Raw genomic sequence first — 18,608 nt, 5'->3', positions numbered from 1 at the left:
CGAACCCCCGCACGGGCCGTCGTACGGACCTCCGCGAGGGCCGTCCTGCGGGGCGGGGCGCCGGTGCTGCTCTGGCGCGCCGCCCTCCTCGCGGCCCTGCTGTGCGGCGTGGGGCTGCTGCCCTGGCTCTCGCACACGGATCCGGCGCTCACCGTCCTCCGGGCGCGGTCCGCCGAGCGCGCCCCGACCCCCGAGGTGCTGGACGCGATCCGCGCCGGGCTCGGCCTGGACGCCGGACCCGTGCGGCTGCTGGGCGACTGGCTCGGCGGGCTGCTGCACGGTGACGCCGGCCGGTCGTGGATCTCCGGCGCCGAGGTCACGCCCGCCGTCCTCCAGGCGCTCGGCACCTCGCTGCTGCTGATGGGCGCGGCCCTGGCCGTCGCCGCGGTCACGGCGTCCGCCGTGTGCGCCCGCACCCTGTGGCTCGGAGCCGCGGGGCGGCTCGACGAACGGCGCTCCGCGGGCACCGGCTCGGCGGTCCTGGCCACCCTGCCCGACTTCCTGACCGCCTCGGTGCTCGCCTCCGTCGTCGGTGTGCAGCTCGGCTGGCTGCCCGCCCTCGGTTGGTACGGACCCCGGTGGATGCTGCTGCCCGCGCTCTCGCTCGGCCTGCCCGCGGGCGCGCTGCTCGGCCGGATGCTCGACGACCTGCTGCCGGGAGCCTTCGCCGAACCGTGGGCGCTGGCGGCGGCCGCGCGCGGAACGCACGGCCGGAGCGTCGCCCGCCGGGCACTGCGCCGCTGCGTACCGGGACTGCTGCCGAACGTGGGGCTGTTCGTCGTCGGGCTGACCGGCGGCGCGGTCGCCGTGGAGCAGGTCTTCGACATCCCGGGCCTGGGACGGCTCTCCCTGCAGGCCGCGGTGGCGCAGGACCTGCCCGTCCTGCAGGCCGGCACCCTCGCCCTCGTCGTGCTCGCGGCGGCCGTCGGCGGCCTCGCCCGGCTCACGGCGCGCCTCCTGACCGGTCCGGCCCTGCGCGACGGCGCGCTCCCCTCGCTGCACCGCCCGGCACCGTCCCGCCGCACGACAGCGCCTCTGCTGTACGGGGGACCACTGCTCGCCGTCATCGTGTCGGGCCTCGCCCGCGATCCGCTGGCGCTGGACACCACGGCCCGGCTCCGGTCCCCTTCCCGGGCGCACCCGTTCGGCACGGACGCGCTGGGGCGCGACGTGCTGGCCCGGGTCGGCCACGGGGCGCTGGACACCCTCGCCCCGGCCGCCGCCGTCAGCGCGGCCGCCCTGGTCCTGGGCGTACTGCTGGGACTGCTGCCGCGGCTCTCCGGACCGCTGGTCGACACGGTCAACGCCGTGCCGCCGGTCCTCGCCGCGCTCCTCGTCACCGCGGTCGCGGGCGGTGGCCCCGCCACCCCGGCCCTCGCGGTGACCGCCGTCGCCTGGACGCCGCTCGCGGCCCACACCTCGGCCCTGCTCCGCCAGGAACGGGCCACCGCCCACCTCGCGGCCACCCGGGGCCTGGGCGCGGGCCCGCTGCGACTGCTGCGCGACGAACTCCTCCCGGCCGTCCTGCCCCCGGTCCTGCGCCACGCCCTGCTCCGGCTGCCCGGGGTGGCCCTGTCCCTCGCGGCCCTCGGTTTCCTCGGCCTCGGCGCGCAGCCGCCGTCCCCGGAGTGGGGCCTGCTGCTCGCCGAGAACCAGCCGTACGCGGAACGGGCCCCGTGGGCGTCACTGGCGCCCGCGGCGGCGCTGGCCCTGCTGGGGGCGGTGGCGGTCACGGCCGGCGGCGGGGTCCGGTGGCCCCGGGCCCCGCGGATGCGGAGGCGACGTGCCTGAACAGGCGACACGCCCCCGCGGGAGAGCCCACCCGTCCCACTTCCTGGGAACCTTCACGTCCCTCTCGCCGCTGCTGCGTCTCCTCGTCCTCACCCAGCTCGCCTTCAACATCGGCTTCTTCGCGGTGCTGCCCTTCCTCGCCGGGCACCTGGGCACCGCGATCGGCATGGCGGGCTGGCTGGTCGGGCTGGTGCTGGGGTTGCGGACCTTCAGCCAGCAGGGGCTGTTCGTGGTGGGCGGCGCGCTGGCGGACCGGTACGGGGTGCGCCCGGTGGTGCTCGCCGGCTGCGTCCTGCGGATCGCCGGCTTCGGCTGGCTCGGGTACGCGCGGACCACCTGGCAGGTCGTCCCAGCCGTACTCCTGACCGGGTTCGCCGCCGCGCTCTTCTCACCCGCCGTCGAGTCGGAGGTGGCCCGGCAGGCGGTGCGCCGGGAGGAGGCCGGGGAGGGTCCGCGCACCCATGTGCTGGCCCTGTTCACCGTGGCGGGCCAGGCCGGCGCGTTCATCGGCCCGCTCGTCGGCGCGCTGCTGCTGGCCGTGGACTTCCGCGCGGTCTGCCTCACCGGGGCGGGGGTCTTCGTACTGGTCCTGGCCGGACACGCGTGGCTGCTGCCGCGGCACGTCCCCGGCCGGACCCGCACCCGCCGCCGCGGCGGACTCCGGCGCCTGGTGCGCACCCGCGGCTTCCTCGCCCTGTGCTGCGCGTACGGCGTGTATCTGCTGGCGTACAACCAGCTGTACCAGCTGATGCCCGTCGAGGTGGAGCGGGCGGCGGGCTCGCAGGCACCGCTGGCCTGGCTGTTCGCGCTCTCCTCGCTGCTGGTCGTGACGGCCCAGCTGCCCCTCACCCGCTGGGCGGGCGACCGGCTCGGCCTGCGCCGGTCCATGGTGGCGGGGCTGCTGCTCGTCTCGGCCGGATTCGCCGTCGTGGCCGCGGCCCGGCCCGCCGGGTGGACGGGAACGGTGGGGCTCCTGCCTGTGGCCGGTTACGTCGTGCTGCTCACCCTGGGCCAGATGCTGATCGCGCCCGCGGCCCGCGCCTGGGTGCCCGACCTCGCCGAGGACGGCAGGCTCGGCCTCTACACGGGCGCCCTGTCCTCGGTCTCCGGCCTCGTCGTCCTCGTCGGCAGCGCGGCCACCGGCTCCCTCCTGGACACGGGTCTGCCCCCGGCGGTCCCGTGGCTGGTGCTCGCGGCGATCCCGCCGGCAGCGGCAGCGCTGCTGCCGCGCCCTCCAATGGCACGAGCAGGGGCGAAGCCCCGCTTCTGAGGGGCACGGGGAACTGCGCGACCAGCCCTCACGCCGCCGCACCCGACAGCACCACCTGGGGTCGCGCAGGAAACGAGGGGCCGCCGTCTCCCTGAAGACGGCGGCCCCTCGGCCTTGCGGCGACGCGGATGCGTCACATGTGAACGACCGGCGCGGCGTCAGGATCCTGCTCCGGGACCCCGGGCCGGAACAGCAGGAACGTGACCAGCGCACCCGCCGCGAAGAACCCGGCCGACCACCAGAAGGCGGTGGTGTAGCTCTCGATGGACGCCTGGGCCTGGACCAGCTTGTCGGCCGGGTTCCTGCCGACCAGGTAACTCGTCGCGGCGCTCGCGGCGAGCGTGTTCAGGAGCGCGGTGCCGATGGAACCGCCGACCTGCTGCATGGTGTTGACCGTCGCCGAGGCGACACCCGCGTCCTGTGCCGCCACCCCGCTCGTGGCCAGGGCCATCGCGGGCGGCATCACGATGCCGAGTCCCGCGCCCATCAACAGCAGCGGCGGCAGCACGGCGGTCGAGAAGGCGGAGTCGACGTCGATGGCGGTCAGCCAGACCATCGCGACCGCGGCGAGCACGAAGCCCGCCGGGATGACGGTCTTCGGTCCGATCCGCGGCACCAGGACCGTGGTGGACACCTGGGCCATGACCATCAGGGCGGCCATCATCGGCAGGAAGGCCACACCGGTCTTCGTCGGGCTGAAACCGAGGTTCAGCTGCAGGTAGTAGGTGAGGAAGAGGAAGACACCGAACATGCCGGCGCCGGTCACCAGGACGGCGATGAACGAGGCCGCGCGGGTGCGGTCCAGCAGGACGCGCATCGGCAGCAGCGGGTGCGCGGCACGGGTCTGCCACCAGCCGAACACCGCCAGGAGGATGCCGCCCGCCACCAAGAAGCCCCAGGTCCGGGCGGAGCCCCAGTCGTGCGTCTCCGCGTTGGAGAAGCCGTACACCACGGAGAAGAGACCGGCGGAGACCAGCAGCGCGCCCGGCAGGTCGAGCCTGGAGTTCGCGGCGTCACGGTGGTTGTTCAGCAGGATCCAGCCGCCGACGAAGGCGGCGACGGCGAAGACGACGTTGACGTACAGCGTCCAGCGCCAGTCCAGGGCGTCGGTGAGCACACCGCCGAGCAGCAGCCCGAGCGCGCCGCCGGCTCCGGCGATCGCGCCGTACACGCTGAACGCCTTGGCCCGCTCCTTGGCGTCGGTGAACGTCGTGTTCAGCAGCGAGAGCGCGGCGGGCGCGAGGAGCGCGCCGAAGACACCCTGCAGGGCGCGGGCGACGACCAGCATCCCGAAGCTGTTCGCCGCGCCGCCGAGCACGGAGGCCCCGGCGAATCCGGCGACACCGATGAGGAAGGCGGGCTTGCGTCCGAAGAGGTCGGCTATCCGGCCGCCCAGCAGGAGCAGCGAGGCGAAGGCCAGCGCGTACGCCGTGACGATCCACTGCCGGTTGCCGTCGGTGAATCCGAGGTCCGCCTGCGCCGAGGGCAGCGCGATGTTCACGATGGTCGCGTCCAGCACGACCATCAGCTGCGCGATGCCGATGATGGCGAGGATCCACCACCGGTTCGCCGCCGGCGCCGTCGCGCCGGGTGCGTCCGTGGTGCCCTTGCGGGCGCCTTCGGACAGGGTCCGGGTCTTGGACATGAGAGCCACTCCAGGGAAAGTTCACTCGGAACGGGGAGTACGTAAACGAAACTGTTTCGTACCCTTCGAGGCTAGACCACTTTCATCGAAACGACAAAGTTTCGCTAGGAGAGGGACATCACACGCGTGCAGGTCAACCCGTGCGCCCCGGCCCGGGTCCTAGCGCAGCTGTCGCCGGACCAGCTCGTGCAGACGGCCGCCGGTGTCCGCGAGGAGCTGTGCGGGCGTGCCCTGCTGGGCGATCCGGCCGTCCTCCATCACGATGACGCGGTCCGCGTCCATGACGGTGGACAGACGGTGCGCGATCACCACGCGGGTGGCCCGGAGCGCGCGGGTGCTCTCGATGACCGTGCGCTGGGTCTCGTTGTCGAGGGCGCTGGTCGCCTCGTCGAAGAAGAGGATGCGCGGGCGGCGGACCAGGGCCTGGGCGATCATCAGCCGCTGCCGCTGGCCGCCGGAGACCGCGTCGCTGCCCGAGACGACGGTGTGCAGCCCCATCGGCATACGCCTGATGTCCTCGGCGAGCCCCGCCATCTCCGCGGCGGCCATCGCCTCCTCGGGCGTGCAGGGCTCGGTCCCGCGGATGACGTCCAGGATCGAGCCGCTGAACGGCTGCGCGTGCTGGAGCACCACACCGCACTGGCGGCGCACGGCGGGCCGGTCGAGGGCGGCCAGGTCCTGGCCGTCGTACAGCACACTGCCCGAGACCGGCTCGTCGAAGCCGATGAGCAGCCGCAGCAGGGTGGACTTGCCGCAGCCGCTGGGACCGACGACGGCCACGAACTCGCCGGGCCGGATGGCGAAGGACACGTCGTCCAGGACCAGCGGCCCGTCGTCGGTGTACCGGAAGGACAGCTTCTTCGCCTCGACGGCGCCGGACAGCTCGGCGGGACGCGCGCTCGCCACCCGCACCTCCGGCTCCGCGTCGAGAACCGGCTTGATCTCCTCGAACAGCGGCAGCGCGGCGACCACCGACACGAAGGAACCCGTCAGCTGGGTGACCGACGTCAGCAGCATGGTCATCGAGGTGTTGAACGTCAGGAAGGCGGCCGCCGACAGCGATCCGCGCGCCGGCCCCGCCAGCAGCACGAACACGATGAGCGAGCAGAGCGGCAGGTACACCGCGCCCAGCACGGTCGTGAGGTTCTTGATCCGGCCCACCCGCCGCTGGAGCTCGCGGCTGCGCGCGAACCCGCCCGCCCAGGCCGCGTACGCGTAGTTCTCCGCCGCCGCGACCCGCAGTTTGGGCAGCCCGCGCAGGGTCTGGAACGCCTGGTTGTTCAGCTTGTTGCCCAGCACGACCAGCCGGCGCTGCCAACGCACCTGCCACAGCCCGAGTCCGAGGAACACCCCCGCGATCACCACGAGCATCCCGATCGCGGCGAGCGCCATCGGGACGCTGAACCAGAACAGCAGCGCCAGGTTCATCGCGCCGACCGTCACCGACTGGACCACCACCGGGCCGACGCCCGCCATCATGCGGCGGACGGCGCTGACGCCCATGGCGGCACCGGCCAGTTCGCCCGTGGAGCGCGAGGTGAAGAACGCCGTCGGCAGCCGCAGCAGCCTGTCCCACACGGCCGGCTGCAGCGTGGCCTCGATACGGCCCTCCAGACGCAGCACGGTCAGGTTCTGCATCAGCGTGAACGCCGCCGACACCACGCCGGCGACCATGACGGCCAGGCACATCTGGACGATCAGGCTCTGCTGGGCCTTCGGCACGTACTCGCCCAGCACCTTGCCGGTCGCGACCGGCACCAGCGCGCCGAGCGCCACCGTCACCAGACCGCTCAGCGCCAGGTTGCGCAGATCCCCGCCGGTGCCCCGCAGGCAGAACCGCAGAAGCCGCAGCGGGGTGAGCCCGCGGTCGGGCAGCGGCCGGTAGAACATCACCGCACGCGGCTCGAACTCCGCCGCGCCGACCTTCTCGACCGGCGTCTCCCGCCCGCTCGACGGATGCACCGCCACATAGCCGCCGCGCCGCCACAGCAGCGCGACCGGCGCACCCGACGCGGCCCGGTGCCCGACGAGCGGGCCCACGTCGTCGCGCCACCAGCGCCCGTCGAGCCGCACGGCACGCGCCCGGACCCGGGAGGCGAGCGCGATCCGCTCCACCGGGTCGAGCCGGTCGCTCCGCGCACCGCCCTTCGCGGGGTCGGCGAGCGTGATCCCGGCCGCGCGGGCGACGAGCCTGCACGCCGCGTACGTGGCATCGGCGCCGGCCGCACCGGTGTCCCGTCCCGGGCGCCCGGAGACGGAGGCCAGCAGGGTCCGGTCGGCCCGGACGCGGACCGCCTCGCCCGCCTCGATGCCCGCGGCCGTCCGGGTCTCGTGGGCGCGCTCCAGCTGCTCGATCCAGCGGTCGAGCGTGGTCAGCAGGCGGTACTGCCGGTCGGCCATCGCCCGCCACAGCGCCGGGTCCACCAGCAGGTCGGCCGCGGCCTCGGCGCCGTACAGGGAGCCGTACCGCACACTGCCGGGCGGCACCTGCGTCCACAGGACGTCGTCGTCCGTCGGCGCCGCGCCGTGCCCGGTGGCGAGGGGCGCCTCGAACAGGACGGCCAGGCCCCGGCCGGTTCCGAGGGAGAGGGCGTACTCCAGCGGGCTGGTGGCGGGGGGCACGTACTGGGGGTTGCCGTACGCGTCGTACGTCCACGTCTCGGTCTGCGGCGGCCGGTACAGCTCGCGCAGCCCGACGCGGCGCAGGACGCACGCGCGCAGCGGCCTGCCGACGAGCGTGTGCCGGGGCCCCGCGACCGGGCCGAGCAGCAGCGTGCCCGCCTCCAGCCGGCCGAGGTGGTGCCAGGGGCCCTGCCGGTCGGCGTCGACGGCGAACAGGTCCATGGCGCCGGCCGCGACGAGCCACAGGACGTGCGGTCCTTCGAGGTCGAGGCGGGTCGGGCCCGAGCCGTCGACGGGGGTGCCCAGGCCGCCGAGAGCGGCCAGCACGTAGTCGCCCGCACCGGCGGCGGGCTGTTCCTGTTCCTGCTGCTGATACGGGTGGTTCGGCGGGTACGCGGACGTCATCTCAGTGCTCCCCGACCAGCTCGGCGTACGCGCCGCCGGCCGCCACCAGGGCGTCGTGACGCCCGCGTTCCACGACCGTGCCGTGCCGGAGCACCACGATCTCGTCGCTGTCGCGCACGGTGCTGAGCCGGTGCGCGATCACCACACAGGCACAGCCGCGCCTGCGCAGGTTGTCCATCACGAGCTGCTCGGTCTCGGCGTCCAGCGCGCTCGTCACCTCGTCGAGCACCAGGATGCTGGGCCCGCGCACCAGCGCCCGCGCGATCTCCAGGCGCTGGCGCTGGCCGCCGGAAAAGTTGCGGCCGTCCTGCTCGACCCGGCCCCGGATGCCGCCCGGGCGGCGCATCACCACGTCGTACAGCGCCGCGTCCCGCAGCGCGGCGACCACCGCCTCGTCCGGGACCGACGGGTCCCACAGGGCGATGTTGTCGCGGACCGTGCCCTCGAAGAGGAACACGTCCTGGTCGACGAAGGAGACCGAGGAGGCGAGCGCGCCACGCGGGATGTCCTCCAGCCGCTGGCCGTCGATCCGGATCACGCCCTCCCAGGGCGCGTACAGACCCGAGATCAGCCGGGACACCGTCGACTTGCCGCTGCCGGACCCACCGACGAGAGCGACCTGCTGCCCGGGCCCGACCGTCAGCGAGAACCCGGACAGCAGCGGCTCGTCGAGCGGGCTGTAGCCGAAGGTGATGTTCTCCAGCTCGACATGGCCGCGCAGCCTGCGGGTGCTGTCGCCCGCGCCGCGCCGCGAGTGGAGCGGGTCGGCGGCGAAGTTCTCGACGTCCTCGAGCCGGGCCACGTCGGCCGCGAAGTCCTGGATCCGGCCCGCGACGCCGTTGAGTCTCGTGATCGGGGCGGTGAAGCGGGTCACCAGCGCCTGGAACGCGACGAGCAGACCGACGGAGACGTGCCCCTCCACGGCCCGCATCCCGCCGATCCACAGGATCAGGGCGCTGTTGAGCGTGGCCAGCGTCGGCGCGACGACACCCAGCCAGGCGCCCGGCACCCCGAGGCGCTGCTGCTCCTCCAGCGTGGTGGCGTGCTGCCCCGCCCAGGTGCGGAAGTAGCCGTCCTCCCCGCCGGTCGCCTTCATCGTCTCGATCAACTGCAGTCCGGTGTACGCCGTGTTGGTCAACCGTGCGCTGTCGGCCCGCAGCTTCGCCGTACGCGTCGCGCGCAGCCGGATCACGATCCTCATCGCCACCACGTTGAGCAGGGCGACCCCGATGCCCACGGCCGTGAGCTGCGGGTCGTAGGTGTAGAGCAGCACGGCGTAGAGGACCACGACGACCGCGTCCACGCCCGCCGCCGCGAGGTCCCGGGCCAGTGTCTCGGCGACCGCGTCGTTGGACTGGAGGCGCTGCACCAGGTCGGCCGGGCTGCGCTGCGAGAAGAAGGTGACCGGCAGGCGCAGCAGGTGCCGCAGGAACCTCGCGCTGCTGAGCGTGGAGGAGATGAGCCGGCCGCGCAGCAGGTTGGCCTGCTGCAGCCAGGTCAGCACCGCCGTCAGCAGCACGCTCGCGCCCATCGACGCGAACAGCACCCCGAGCAGCGAGGTCTGCCCGCCGATCAGGAACATGTCGATGTAGGTACGGCTGAGCGCGGGCACGGCCGCGCCGACCGCCACCAGGAGCAGGCTGGCGAGCACGGCCGCGGGCATGGTGCCCGAGGTGCCGCGCAGCCGGGCCGGCACGGCGCCCATGACCCCGGGCCTGCGACCGCCCTTCTCGAAGTCCGGTCCCGGCTCCAGGACCAGTACGACGCCCGTGAAGCTGGTGTCGAAGTCCTCCATGGGGACGAAACGGCGGCCCTTGCCGGGGTCGTTAACGTGCACCCCGCGCCGGCCGAAGCGGCGGCCCGTCCCGTCGTAGACGACGTAGTGGTTGAACTCCCAGAACAGGATCGCCGGCGCGCGCACCTCGGCGAGCGCCGCCGTGTCCATCTGCATGCCCTTGGCGGTCAGACCGTAACCGCGCGCCGCCTTCAGCAGGTTGCTCGCCCGAGAGCCGTCGCGCGAGACGCCGCAGGCGATGCGCAGCTCCTCCAGCGGGATGTGCCGCCCGTGGTGGCCGAGCACCATCGCCAGGGAGGCGGCGCCGCACTCCACGGCCTCCATCTGCAGGACGGTCGGCGTGCGGACGCTCCTGCCCCGGCCCCGGGGGACCTTGCGCTTCGGCGGCGCGGCGCGGCGGCGGCCCCGTACGGGAGGCGGCGGTCCGGTGTCGGCGGTGCGCGGGGCTGCCGAGGTGTCCTGGGGCGCGCTCACGGCAGCAGCCAGTCGATCGGGCGCTGGTCGTCCAGGCGGATCGAACCGGAACCCATGGTCATGGAGTCGAGCCGGAACGGCGGTCCTTTGACGGACGACCACGTGTAGCCGGACTCCGTGCCGGAGGACCGGTCGAGCCGGACGAGGACGGCCACCGGTCTGCCCTTGCGCGTGAACTGCTCGCCCAGCTGGCTGTCGCCGAGGAAGGCGGCGATCTGCTGCGGGGACTGGGCGGCCCGGTCCACCGACTTCACATGGCCGCGCAGCACCCCGTACTCCTGGGCCGGCACGGACTGGACGGTCAGGTCGACGGCGGCGCCCGGGGGAACGGCGGCGGCGTTCTCGGCGGGCACGTACACCGTCGCGTACAAGGGGTCGTCGGCGTCGGCGACCTTCTCCACCGCGGCGACGTCCGTGCCGGTGTCGACGATGGCGCCGATCGTCGCGGCGAGTGCGGTGACCCGGCCCGCGGCCACGCCGCGTACGACCGCCTCGCCCTTCGCCGTACGCACCTTGAGGACGGGGGCGTTCGCCGGGATCCGCCGGCCCTGTTCGGTGAGGACGGCGGTGACCTGGCCGGAGACGGGGCTCTGCAGGAGGTAACTGCCCTGCCCGTGGGTGAGGATCGCGGGCGCGTTCACCGTGGACGCCACGGAACCCGTCACGGCCCAGACCGACGCGGCGGCCATCACGACGACCGTCACGGCCAGGACGAGCCGGCCCTGCGGGCGGGCGAAACGTACCGGCAGGTCCAGCTCCTGCGGTGACTGCAGCTTGGCGAGGGCCTGCTGACGGAACTGCAACGGACCTTCCTCACCTGCGGGAGCGCATACGGGACCTGGGTACGGGGAGGCCCGGCACGAACCCGTGAGTCCCGGAACCGGGGGGTGGTTCCGGGACGCACGGCATGTCAGGCGACCAGGGGAGTGGTCAGAGACCGGCGACCAGGCCGGTGACCGGAGCGGTGTTCAGGCCGGTCGTGCCCTCGACGGTGCCGACGACCGTGTCGACCAGGCCGGAGACCGGGGCGATGCCACCGACGACACCGGTGACGGTGCCGACGGCGTTCACCGAGAGACCACCCGAGACGTTGTCGAGGTCGGCGTCGGAGATCTCGGCGGTCTGGAACTGGGGGGTGGAGTTCATGATGAACTTCCCTTCCTCAATCGGTATTACATGGGGGGAGACCGTAAACCGGAACCGGAATTCCGAACGGCCCCCGCGGTGCAACGGATCAAAGCACGGTGTCGCTCCGGGCCTCCAGTCAAAGGACTCGGTGATCGGGGTATGTGCGGTCCTGACGGGGCCGTCCGTGCAGGACCGCGCACCGCCCGGTGGCGAATTCTTCACACGTGCCGGGGAGTCGTCCACAGGTCGGCGGCGCGCGCCGGGACGCTGAATCGGGCACACCTCTCCAATGGCGTGGCACACGACATTCCTTTGTGCGGATCCTTCGCACGGCGTGACCCGGCTGCGTATTCGCTGTGCAGATTTCCTGCAGCCGGCATTCGACGGCGACGGGTGAACGACATGTCACAGGATGATCGCGGAGTGTGAGCGGCGTGTCCGGCCCGGTCGGTTCCCGCTGTTTCCTGCGGGTTCCCGCTTTCGCAAAGGAAGTTGGGGGGCGGCGTTGAACGCCCCGCGCGCCGCGTGCGTATCAACAGCCATCCAGGCACCCGCAGTCAGCTGCCACCCGGCGGCTCGGACCCCCCAGTCCCCAGGAGGTCAAGAAGTTGAGTCACAAGCGGATACCGAAGCGCAAGGCCGTCATCGCCGCAGGAAGTGTGGTCGCGCTCGGCGCGGCGGCTCTGATCCTGCCCAACGCCATGGCGTCCCAGAACGGTGCGACGGAAGGTGCCGCCCCCAGAACGCTGAAGGCCGCGGACGCGTCGGACCTCGCCTCGCAGCTGGCGGAACAGCTCGGCGAAGCCTTTGCCGGTGCGTATTACGACACGGGCAAGCAGCAGCTCATCATCAACGTCGTGGGCGACGACAACAACATCATCCTGGCGGAGAAGGCGGGTGCGGTCGCCCGGCAGGTCGACAACAGCACGGCCGAACTCAAGGCGGCCTCGCAGACGCTCAAGGCCAAGGCGACCGTCCCCGGCACCGCCTGGTCCGTCGACCCCCGGACCAACAAGATCCAGGTCACCGCCGACAGCACCGTCACGGGTGCCAGGTGGGACCGGGTGGAGTCGACCGTCGAGACGCTCGGCTCGGGCGTCGCGACCGTCAAGAGGTCCGCCGGTGAGTTCAAGACGTTCGTCGAGGGCGGTGACGCCATCTTCGGTGGCGGTGCCCGCTGTTCGCTCGGCTTCAACGTCGTCGCCGACGACGGGGCGCCGGCCTTCCTGACCGCCGGGCACTGCGGTGTCGCCGCCGCCGAGTGGTCGGACGCGCAGGGCGGGGCGCCGATCGGCACGGTCGAGACCGCCACGTTCCCCGGGGACGGCGACTTCGCGCTCGTCAAGTACGACGACGCGGCGACCGAGGCGCCCAGCACGGTGAACACCGGCGAACAGAGCGTGGAGATCCTGCAGGCCGCGGAGGCCGCGGTCGGCGAGGCGGTCATCCGCATGGGCAGCACCACCGGGCTCAACGACGGTGAGGTCACGGGGCTGGACGCCACCGTGAACTACCCGGAGGGCACGGTCACGGGGCTCATCCAGACCAACGTCTGCGCGGAGCCCGGTGACAGCGGCGGGTCCCTGTTCACCGCGGACGGCAGCGCGATCGGGCTGACCTCGGGCGGCAGCGGCGACTGCACCATCGGCGGCGAGACGTTCTTCCAGCCGGTGACCACGGCGCTGGCCGCCGTGGGCGCGACGCTCGGAGCGGGGGATGCCGGCGCGGGCGCCGGTGAGGAAGCCGGGGCCGGTGAAGAGGCCGGGGCCGGTGGCGACGCGGTCGGCGGTGAGGAAGCCGGTGCTGGTGAAGAGGCCGGGGCCGGTGAGGAAGCCGGGGCCGGTGGTGACGCGGTCGGCGGCGACCAGGCCGGCGAGGTCGGTGACGGGCACGGGCAGTGACCTGACCGTACGCGGTCGTCGGTAGCTGTGCTGTTCGGAGCGGGTCCGGTCCCTCGGCGGGGGGATCGGACCCGCTCCGTGCTGTGTCGGGTGCGGGTCCGGTGGGGGCCGGTCGCGCAGTTCCCCGCGCCCCTGAGGGGCCCCGTCCCTCAGGAGCGGGCGGTGGTTCTCAGGAGGAGCAGGGCCACGTCGTCCACCCGTTCCTCCGCCGTGCCGCTGTGCCGGACGAGGGCGTCCGCCACCTCGTCCAGGGGGGCGTCGCCCGTCTCGGCCAGGCGCCTCGCGCAGCCCGCCAGGGCGTCCTCGATGTCGACCCCGGGGGATTCGACCAGCCCGTCGGTGTAGAGGGTCAGCAGCGAGCCGGGCGGCAGGGCGACCTCGGTCGTCGGATACGTGGCGTCCGGGTCGATGCCGAGCAGCGGGCCGCCGGCCAGGTCGAGCACCCGCACCCTGCCGTCCGGCCTGCGCAGCAGCGGCGGCGGATGGCCCGCGCGGGCCATCACGGCCTGTCCCCTCACCGGGTCCAGCCGCAGGTAGACACAGCTCGCGAAGAGCTCGGCGCCCAGGTCGAACAGCAGCCGGTTGGTGCTGCGCATGACCTCCCCCGGTGACTGCCCGACGGTCGTGTACGCGCGCACCGCGGTGCGGATCTGGCCCATCAGGCCCGCCGCCGTGACGTTGTGCCCCTGCACGTCCCCGATCACCGCCACCGCCTGCCCGCAGCCCAGCGGGACCAGATCGTAGAAGTCCCCGCCGATCTCCATGTCCCGGGTGGCGGGCAGATAGCGGGCGGCCGCCTCCACACCCGGCAGGGACGGCAGCGAGGGCGGCAGCAGCGCGGCCTGCAGACCGTGCGCCAGCCGGTGCTTGACGTCGTAGAGGCGCGCCCGGTCCAGCGCCTGCGCGACGAGGCCGCTGAGACTGGTCAGTACGGCCCGCTCGTCGGCGGGGAAGGGATGCGGCGCGGTGTACGCCAGGACCCAGGTACCGACCGGCCGCCCGGACACGATGAGCGGCAGGTACGCCCAGGCCGCCATGTCTCCGGCCGGCCGCTGGTCGGGATAGCGGCGCGCCAGCTCCCGCCGGGACGCGAAGAAGGCCGGCACCCCGGTCCGCAGGGCGTGCGTGCCGGGTGTGTGCTCGGCCAGCGACATCCCGTCGAACCGGTCCAGGTCCCGCGGGTCCGGATAGCCGCGCTGTCCGAGCACGTGCAGCCGTCCGCCTCCGGAGCCGAGCATCACCAGCCCCTGACCGCCGACGGCCGGCACGATCTCGTCGGCGACCAGTTGCACCACGTCCTGCACGCCGACCGCCTCGGTGAGCGCCCCGGCCAGGCTCAGCACCTGGGAGATGGTGACGAGCCGGGTGCCGGTGTCCCCGTGCTGGAAGGCCGCGCCCCCCTCCCGCGCCACGGCCCGCGCCCGGGTGATGCGCAGGGTCAGCCCGTTCGTACTGGGGTGGAGCCGGAACGACAGCCAGTCCGAGGGCGGCCGCAGCGCCACGAACGCCGTCGTGTGCTGGCCGACCAGCGCGGCCCGGTAGCGGTCCTCGTAGACGGGGTCGTTGAGCCAGGACACCGACGTCCACAGCTGGGTGCCCAGCAGGGCACTGACCGGCAGCCCCAGCAGGTCGGCCGCCGCCGCGTTGGCGAAGGTGATCCGCCCCCGCAGGTCCAGCGCGCACAGCCCGTACGGCAGCCGGGCCACCATCCGTGTGGCCTCGGCCGTGCCCAGGGTGCCCGCCGGGCTCGTCATCGGCGCCGGGGCCAGCAGATCGGGTTCCGGCCGGACCGCGTGGCCCCTGTCGTGGGCGCGCTCCAGCCGCATCGCGAGCCGGCCGCAGGCCGCCGTGAGATGGTCCCGTTCCCTGTCGGACAGGTCGGGAGGGTGCGCGCCCGGCCAGGTCACGAAGACCGCCCCGTACACGGCACGGTCGGTCGCCACCGGCAGCGCGGCCAGCGCGAACGGGTACGGCAGGACCATCGAGATCCGCGGATAGCGGCGGGCCATGTCCTCCTCGCCGCTCACCCACACGAGCCGCCGGTGCCTCGCCGCCTCCGCCACCGGGATCGGCGCGGTCAGTCCCAGCCGCTCCCAGGGGGCCGCGAACGCCCGGGGCAGCCCGGCCATCACCGCCATCTCCAGCACCGGCTCGCCGGGGATCAGCAGGTACACCGCTCCCGAGTGCGCGCCCACCTCGTCCATGAGCGCGGCGAGGGTCAGCGAGAGCAGGGGCCGGCCGACCGGCGCCCCGGCGGCCCGGGGCACGGGCCCGGACGCCTGCCCGTCGGACACGCCGACCACCTCCTCCTTCGGACACGCGAAGGCGTCCGAAGGACAAGGCTCCCCCGTGCGGACGGTTCCCGCACGGCGGGCGTGCCCGCGCCCCCGGTACACGCAGCGTGACCCCCTGTCGGCGGAACGCGCGAAGACCGCCGAGAACTCCCTGTGACACCTCCGCGCGCCCGCCCGCACGGCCCCGCGCGCACCCGTCCGGCACGCCGCGCGACTTCGGAACGGTCACAGGGGCTGCGCCACGGCCGCATAAGCGCTGTAATGACGGACGTGGTCAGTGAGGGCGGTGCGGGACGCGGCACGAGAACGCCGCGTGCCGAGCTTGCCCTCAAAGCGCTCCGCGCGGACCTCCGTTCCCCGGAGCGACTGCGGAGCGTACTCGAACAGGCACTCGTCTACGGCGGTGCGACCCTCGCCGCCGTGTACGCCCCGGGGGAGCACGGTGACCAGCTGTGTCTGATCGAGTCCGCCGGCGTACCCCGGTCCCTGTACGGCGTACGCGACAGCTATCCGCTCTCGGGCGCCTCGCCCGTGGCCGACGTCCACCGTGCCGGACGGTCCGTGTGGCTCGGCCCGGCGGAACTGGCCCTGGTGCCCGGCGGCGCCCGGCACACCCCGGCGGGCGACTTCTGGCTGGCCGTCCTGCCCCTGCCGCCCGACCCGCGCGGCGGCGGCTGCCTGCTGGCCGTGAGCGAGAGCCCGGGCGGCTTCGGCACCGAGGACCGCGCGTGCCTGGAACTGTTCGCGGAGGCGGTCTCCTTCCCGCCCCCGGCCGAGCCGGGTGACACCGAGGTGCTGCCCAGTTCGTTCAGCCTGGCCATGGACTCGGGGCGGGTCGAGATCGACGACGAGATGCTGGAGCTGTTCGGACTGGTGCCGGACGACTTCGACGGCAAGGTCGAGACCCTGCTGAGCATGACGGTGCCGGAGGACCTGCCCACGCTGATGTCCGTGGTGGAGGCCGACCACATGTCCATCGGCGAGCGCGAGCTGGAGTTCCGCATCCTGCAGCCCTCCGGTGAGCAGCGCTGGCTCAGGCTGCGGGCCCGGCTGCTGCCCGCCGCGGCCGGCCGCCCGTCCCGGCTGGTGGGCACCGTCACCGACGCCTCCAAGCTGCGCTCCGGCGGCAACGAGGTGGCCCGCGTCCAGCGCCTGGCCGCCGCCCTCGCCACCGCGGGCACCGTCCGCGACGTCGGCCAGGCCGTCGTCACCGCGCTGCGCCGGCCCCTGATGGCGGACCGCATCGCGCTGGCCGAGCTGGAGGGCGACCGGCTCGTCGTCACCGTCCTCGACCCGCCGCAGCCGGAGGCCTGGCCGGAGGTGTGGCGCACCGAGTGGCGCTCGGAGTGGCCCGACGCTCCCGTGCGCACCATGCCCACCCTCCAGGCGGCCCTGCGGGAGGGCCGCGCCGCGATCTGGCCCGCCGGCACCCCGCTGGAACCCGCCCTCGCCGACGTCGGCCCCGGCGGCCTCGCGGTCCTGCCGCTGCCGGCCGGCGGCCGCATGGCCGGCGCCTGCCTCATCGGCTGGGACACCCCGCACGACTTCGGCCCCGACGAGCGCGCCCTGCTCACCGCCTCCGCGGGCCTCGCGGGACAGGCCCTGATGCGCGCCCACGCCTTCGACGCCGAACACGAACTCGTCGGCATGCTCCAGCGCACCCTCCTGCCGCGCAGGCTGCCGCCGCTGCCCGGCGCCGAGGCCGTCGCCCGCTACCTGCCCACCACGGCCGGTCTGGAGGTCGGCGGCGACTGGTACGACGTGATCCCGCTGCCCGACAACCACGTCGCCCTCGTCATCGGCGACGTCCAGGGACACAACGCGCAGGCCGCCACCCTGATGGGCCAGATGCGCACCGCACTGCGCGCCTACGCCGTCGAGGGTCACCCCCCGGACGTGGTCGTCTCACGCGCCAACCGGCTGCTCATGGGCATGGAGACCGACCTCTTCGCCACCTGCTGCTACGTCGACGTCGACATGGCGGAGGGCACCGCCTGGTGCGTGCGCGCCGGGCACCTGCCGCCGGTGCTGCGGCACCCGGACGGCACCACCGCCGTCGTCGTCACCGAGGGCGGACCGCCCCTCGGCGTCATCACGCAGGCCGACTTCCCGATGAGCCCGCTGCCGCTCCAGCCCGGCACCCTGGTCGCCCTCACCACGGACGGCCTGGTCGAGTCCGCCGAGCTCGACATGGAGGACGGCCTGAACCGGCTGGCCGGCCGACTGGCCGCCGCCGACCCCGCCCACCTCGGACTCGTCGCGGACGCCCTGCTCACCGGCGCCAACCGCAGCGACGACGTGGCCCTGCTCCTCATGCGCTACGACGGCCTCGCGCTGCGGCCGCTGCGCGAGAGCTGGACGGTGTGGCGCGTCCCGGAGGCCGTCCGCCACGCCCGCCGCTTCACCCGCCGCGCCCTGCGCGCCTGGCGCGTCACGGACGAACCCGACGCCGTCCTGCTGGTCGTCTCCGAACTCGTCACCAACGCCCTCGTGCACACCGACGGCCAGGTCCGCCTCGACCTCACCCTCATCGGCAACCGCCTGCGCGTCGCCGTCGCCGACGTCTCACCCCGTACCCCCATCAAGCCCACCAGCATCGGCTGGGAGGCCACCGGCGGCCGGGGCATCCTCCTCGTCGAGGCCCTCTCCGCCACCTGGGGGACCGTGCCGGTCAGCGGCGGCAAACAGGTGTGGGCCGAACTCCCGCTGACCGAACTCCCGCCGACCGGGCCCGTCGGGGGCTGAGCGGGCAGACTGATCCGTATGCGCCTTCTGCTGATGTCCGACACCCACCTCCCCAGGCGCGCCAGGGAACTCCCCGCGCAGCTCCTCGCCGAACTCCCGCGTGCCGACGTGGTGGTCCACGCCGGGGACTGGGTGGACACCGGGACCCTGGACCTCCTGGAGAGCCGCTCGCACCGGCTCGTCGGCGTGTACGGCAACAACGACGGTCCAGGCCTGCGGGCCCGCCTCCCCGAGGTCGCCCACGTCGTGCTCGACGGCCTGCGCCTGGGGGTGATCCACGAGACCGGCGACGCGCGGGGCCGCGAACAGCGGTGCGCCGAGCGCTTCCCCGACCTCGACGTACTGGTCTTCGGCCACAGCCACATCCCCTGGGACACCACGGCCGCCACCGGACTGCGCCTCCTCAACCCCGGCTCGCCCACCGACCGCAGGCGCCAGCCGCACTGCACGTACATGACCGCGACCGTGCGGGGCGGCGTCCTCGACGACGTCCGGCTGCACCGCCTGCCGCCGCGCGTCCCGCGCGAGCGTGCCTGAC

11 protein-coding genes are annotated in these 18,608 nt (G+C 73.8%); 5 read left to right on the top strand and 6 right to left on the bottom strand.

Translation table 11 applies throughout. From position 1 onward, the window contains the following. Nucleotides 1-45: 45 nt before the first annotated feature. Nucleotides 46-1,791, top strand: coding sequence for an ABC transporter permease subunit (locus QFZ75_RS03930; RefSeq protein WP_373466023.1), 1,746 nt, complete (start codon nt 46-48; stop codon nt 1,789-1,791). Beyond that, entirely contained in the window at nt 1,784-3,061 is a 1,278-nt protein-coding gene (locus QFZ75_RS03925) for an MDR family MFS transporter (RefSeq protein ID WP_373465806.1), read from the top strand. Before QFZ75_RS03930 ends, QFZ75_RS03925 begins: the two co-directional genes overlap by 8 nt. Before the next feature lie 133 nt (nt 3,062-3,194). Here the strand turns inward: QFZ75_RS03925 and QFZ75_RS03920 are convergent, their stop codons facing one another. From QFZ75_RS03920 to QFZ75_RS03900, 5 genes are all read right to left on the bottom strand, one after another. After that, complete coding sequence (locus QFZ75_RS03920; protein ID WP_307533856.1) at nt 3,195-4,706, bottom strand: MFS transporter; 1,512 nt, start codon at nt 4,704-4,706, stop codon at nt 3,195-3,197. Between the two features lie 159 nt (nt 4,707-4,865). Continuing rightward, the gene (locus tag QFZ75_RS03915) at nt 4,866-7,733 is read right to left on the bottom strand and encodes an NHLP bacteriocin export ABC transporter permease/ATPase subunit (protein WP_307533855.1); all 2,868 of its coding nucleotides are present in this window, start codon (nt 7,731-7,733) and stop codon (nt 4,866-4,868) included. A 1-nt stretch (nt 7,734) separates the two neighbouring features. Next, nucleotides 7,735-10,002: an NHLP family bacteriocin export ABC transporter peptidase/permease/ATPase subunit gene (locus tag QFZ75_RS03910; protein WP_307533854.1), complete on the bottom strand. Its 2,268-nt coding sequence runs from the start codon at nt 10,000-10,002 to the stop codon at nt 7,735-7,737. After that, nucleotides 9,999-10,805 carry an HlyD family efflux transporter periplasmic adaptor subunit gene (locus tag QFZ75_RS03905; RefSeq protein ID WP_307533853.1) on the bottom strand — a complete coding sequence of 269 codons (807 nt, stop codon included), beginning with the start codon at nt 10,803-10,805 and terminating at the stop codon, nt 9,999-10,001. The genes QFZ75_RS03910 and QFZ75_RS03905 overlap by 4 nt, the downstream gene beginning before the upstream one ends. 127 nt (nt 10,806-10,932) lie before the next feature. Further along, complete coding sequence (locus QFZ75_RS03900; RefSeq protein ID WP_307533852.1) at nt 10,933-11,148, bottom strand: type A2 lantipeptide; 216 nt, start codon at nt 11,146-11,148, stop codon at nt 10,933-10,935. A gap of 590 nt (nt 11,149-11,738) precedes the next feature. Between QFZ75_RS03900 and QFZ75_RS03895 the strand changes: the two genes are divergently transcribed. Then, nucleotides 11,739-13,031, top strand: a complete 1,293-nt coding sequence (locus QFZ75_RS03895; protein ID WP_307533851.1) for a S1 family peptidase — start codon at nt 11,739-11,741, stop codon at nt 13,029-13,031. Nucleotides 13,032-13,180: 149 nt separating this feature from the next. Here QFZ75_RS03895 and QFZ75_RS03890 read toward each other — a convergent pair whose 3' ends face one another. Further along, nucleotides 13,181-15,334, bottom strand: coding sequence for a SpoIIE family protein phosphatase (locus tag QFZ75_RS03890; protein ID WP_307533850.1), 2,154 nt, complete (start codon nt 15,332-15,334; stop codon nt 13,181-13,183). A 252-nt stretch (nt 15,335-15,586) separates the two neighbouring features. Here QFZ75_RS03890 and QFZ75_RS03885 point away from each other — a divergent pair, with 252 nt between their 5' ends. Then, nucleotides 15,587-18,070, top strand: a complete 2,484-nt coding sequence (locus tag QFZ75_RS03885; RefSeq protein WP_307533849.1) for a SpoIIE family protein phosphatase — start codon at nt 15,587-15,589, stop codon at nt 18,068-18,070. An 18-nt stretch (nt 18,071-18,088) separates the two neighbouring features. Continuing rightward, nucleotides 18,089-18,607 (top strand): metallophosphoesterase, encoded by a 519-nt coding sequence (locus tag QFZ75_RS03880; RefSeq protein ID WP_307533848.1) that lies wholly within the window; start codon nt 18,089-18,091, stop codon nt 18,605-18,607. Nucleotide 18,608: the final 1 nt, after the last annotated feature.

The organism is Streptomyces sp. V3I8, assembly GCF_030817535.1.
In the GTDB taxonomy this organism is placed as follows: Bacteria; Actinomycetota; Actinomycetes; order Streptomycetales; family Streptomycetaceae; genus Streptomyces.
This window is presented reverse-complemented; position numbering and strand designations above follow the sequence as displayed.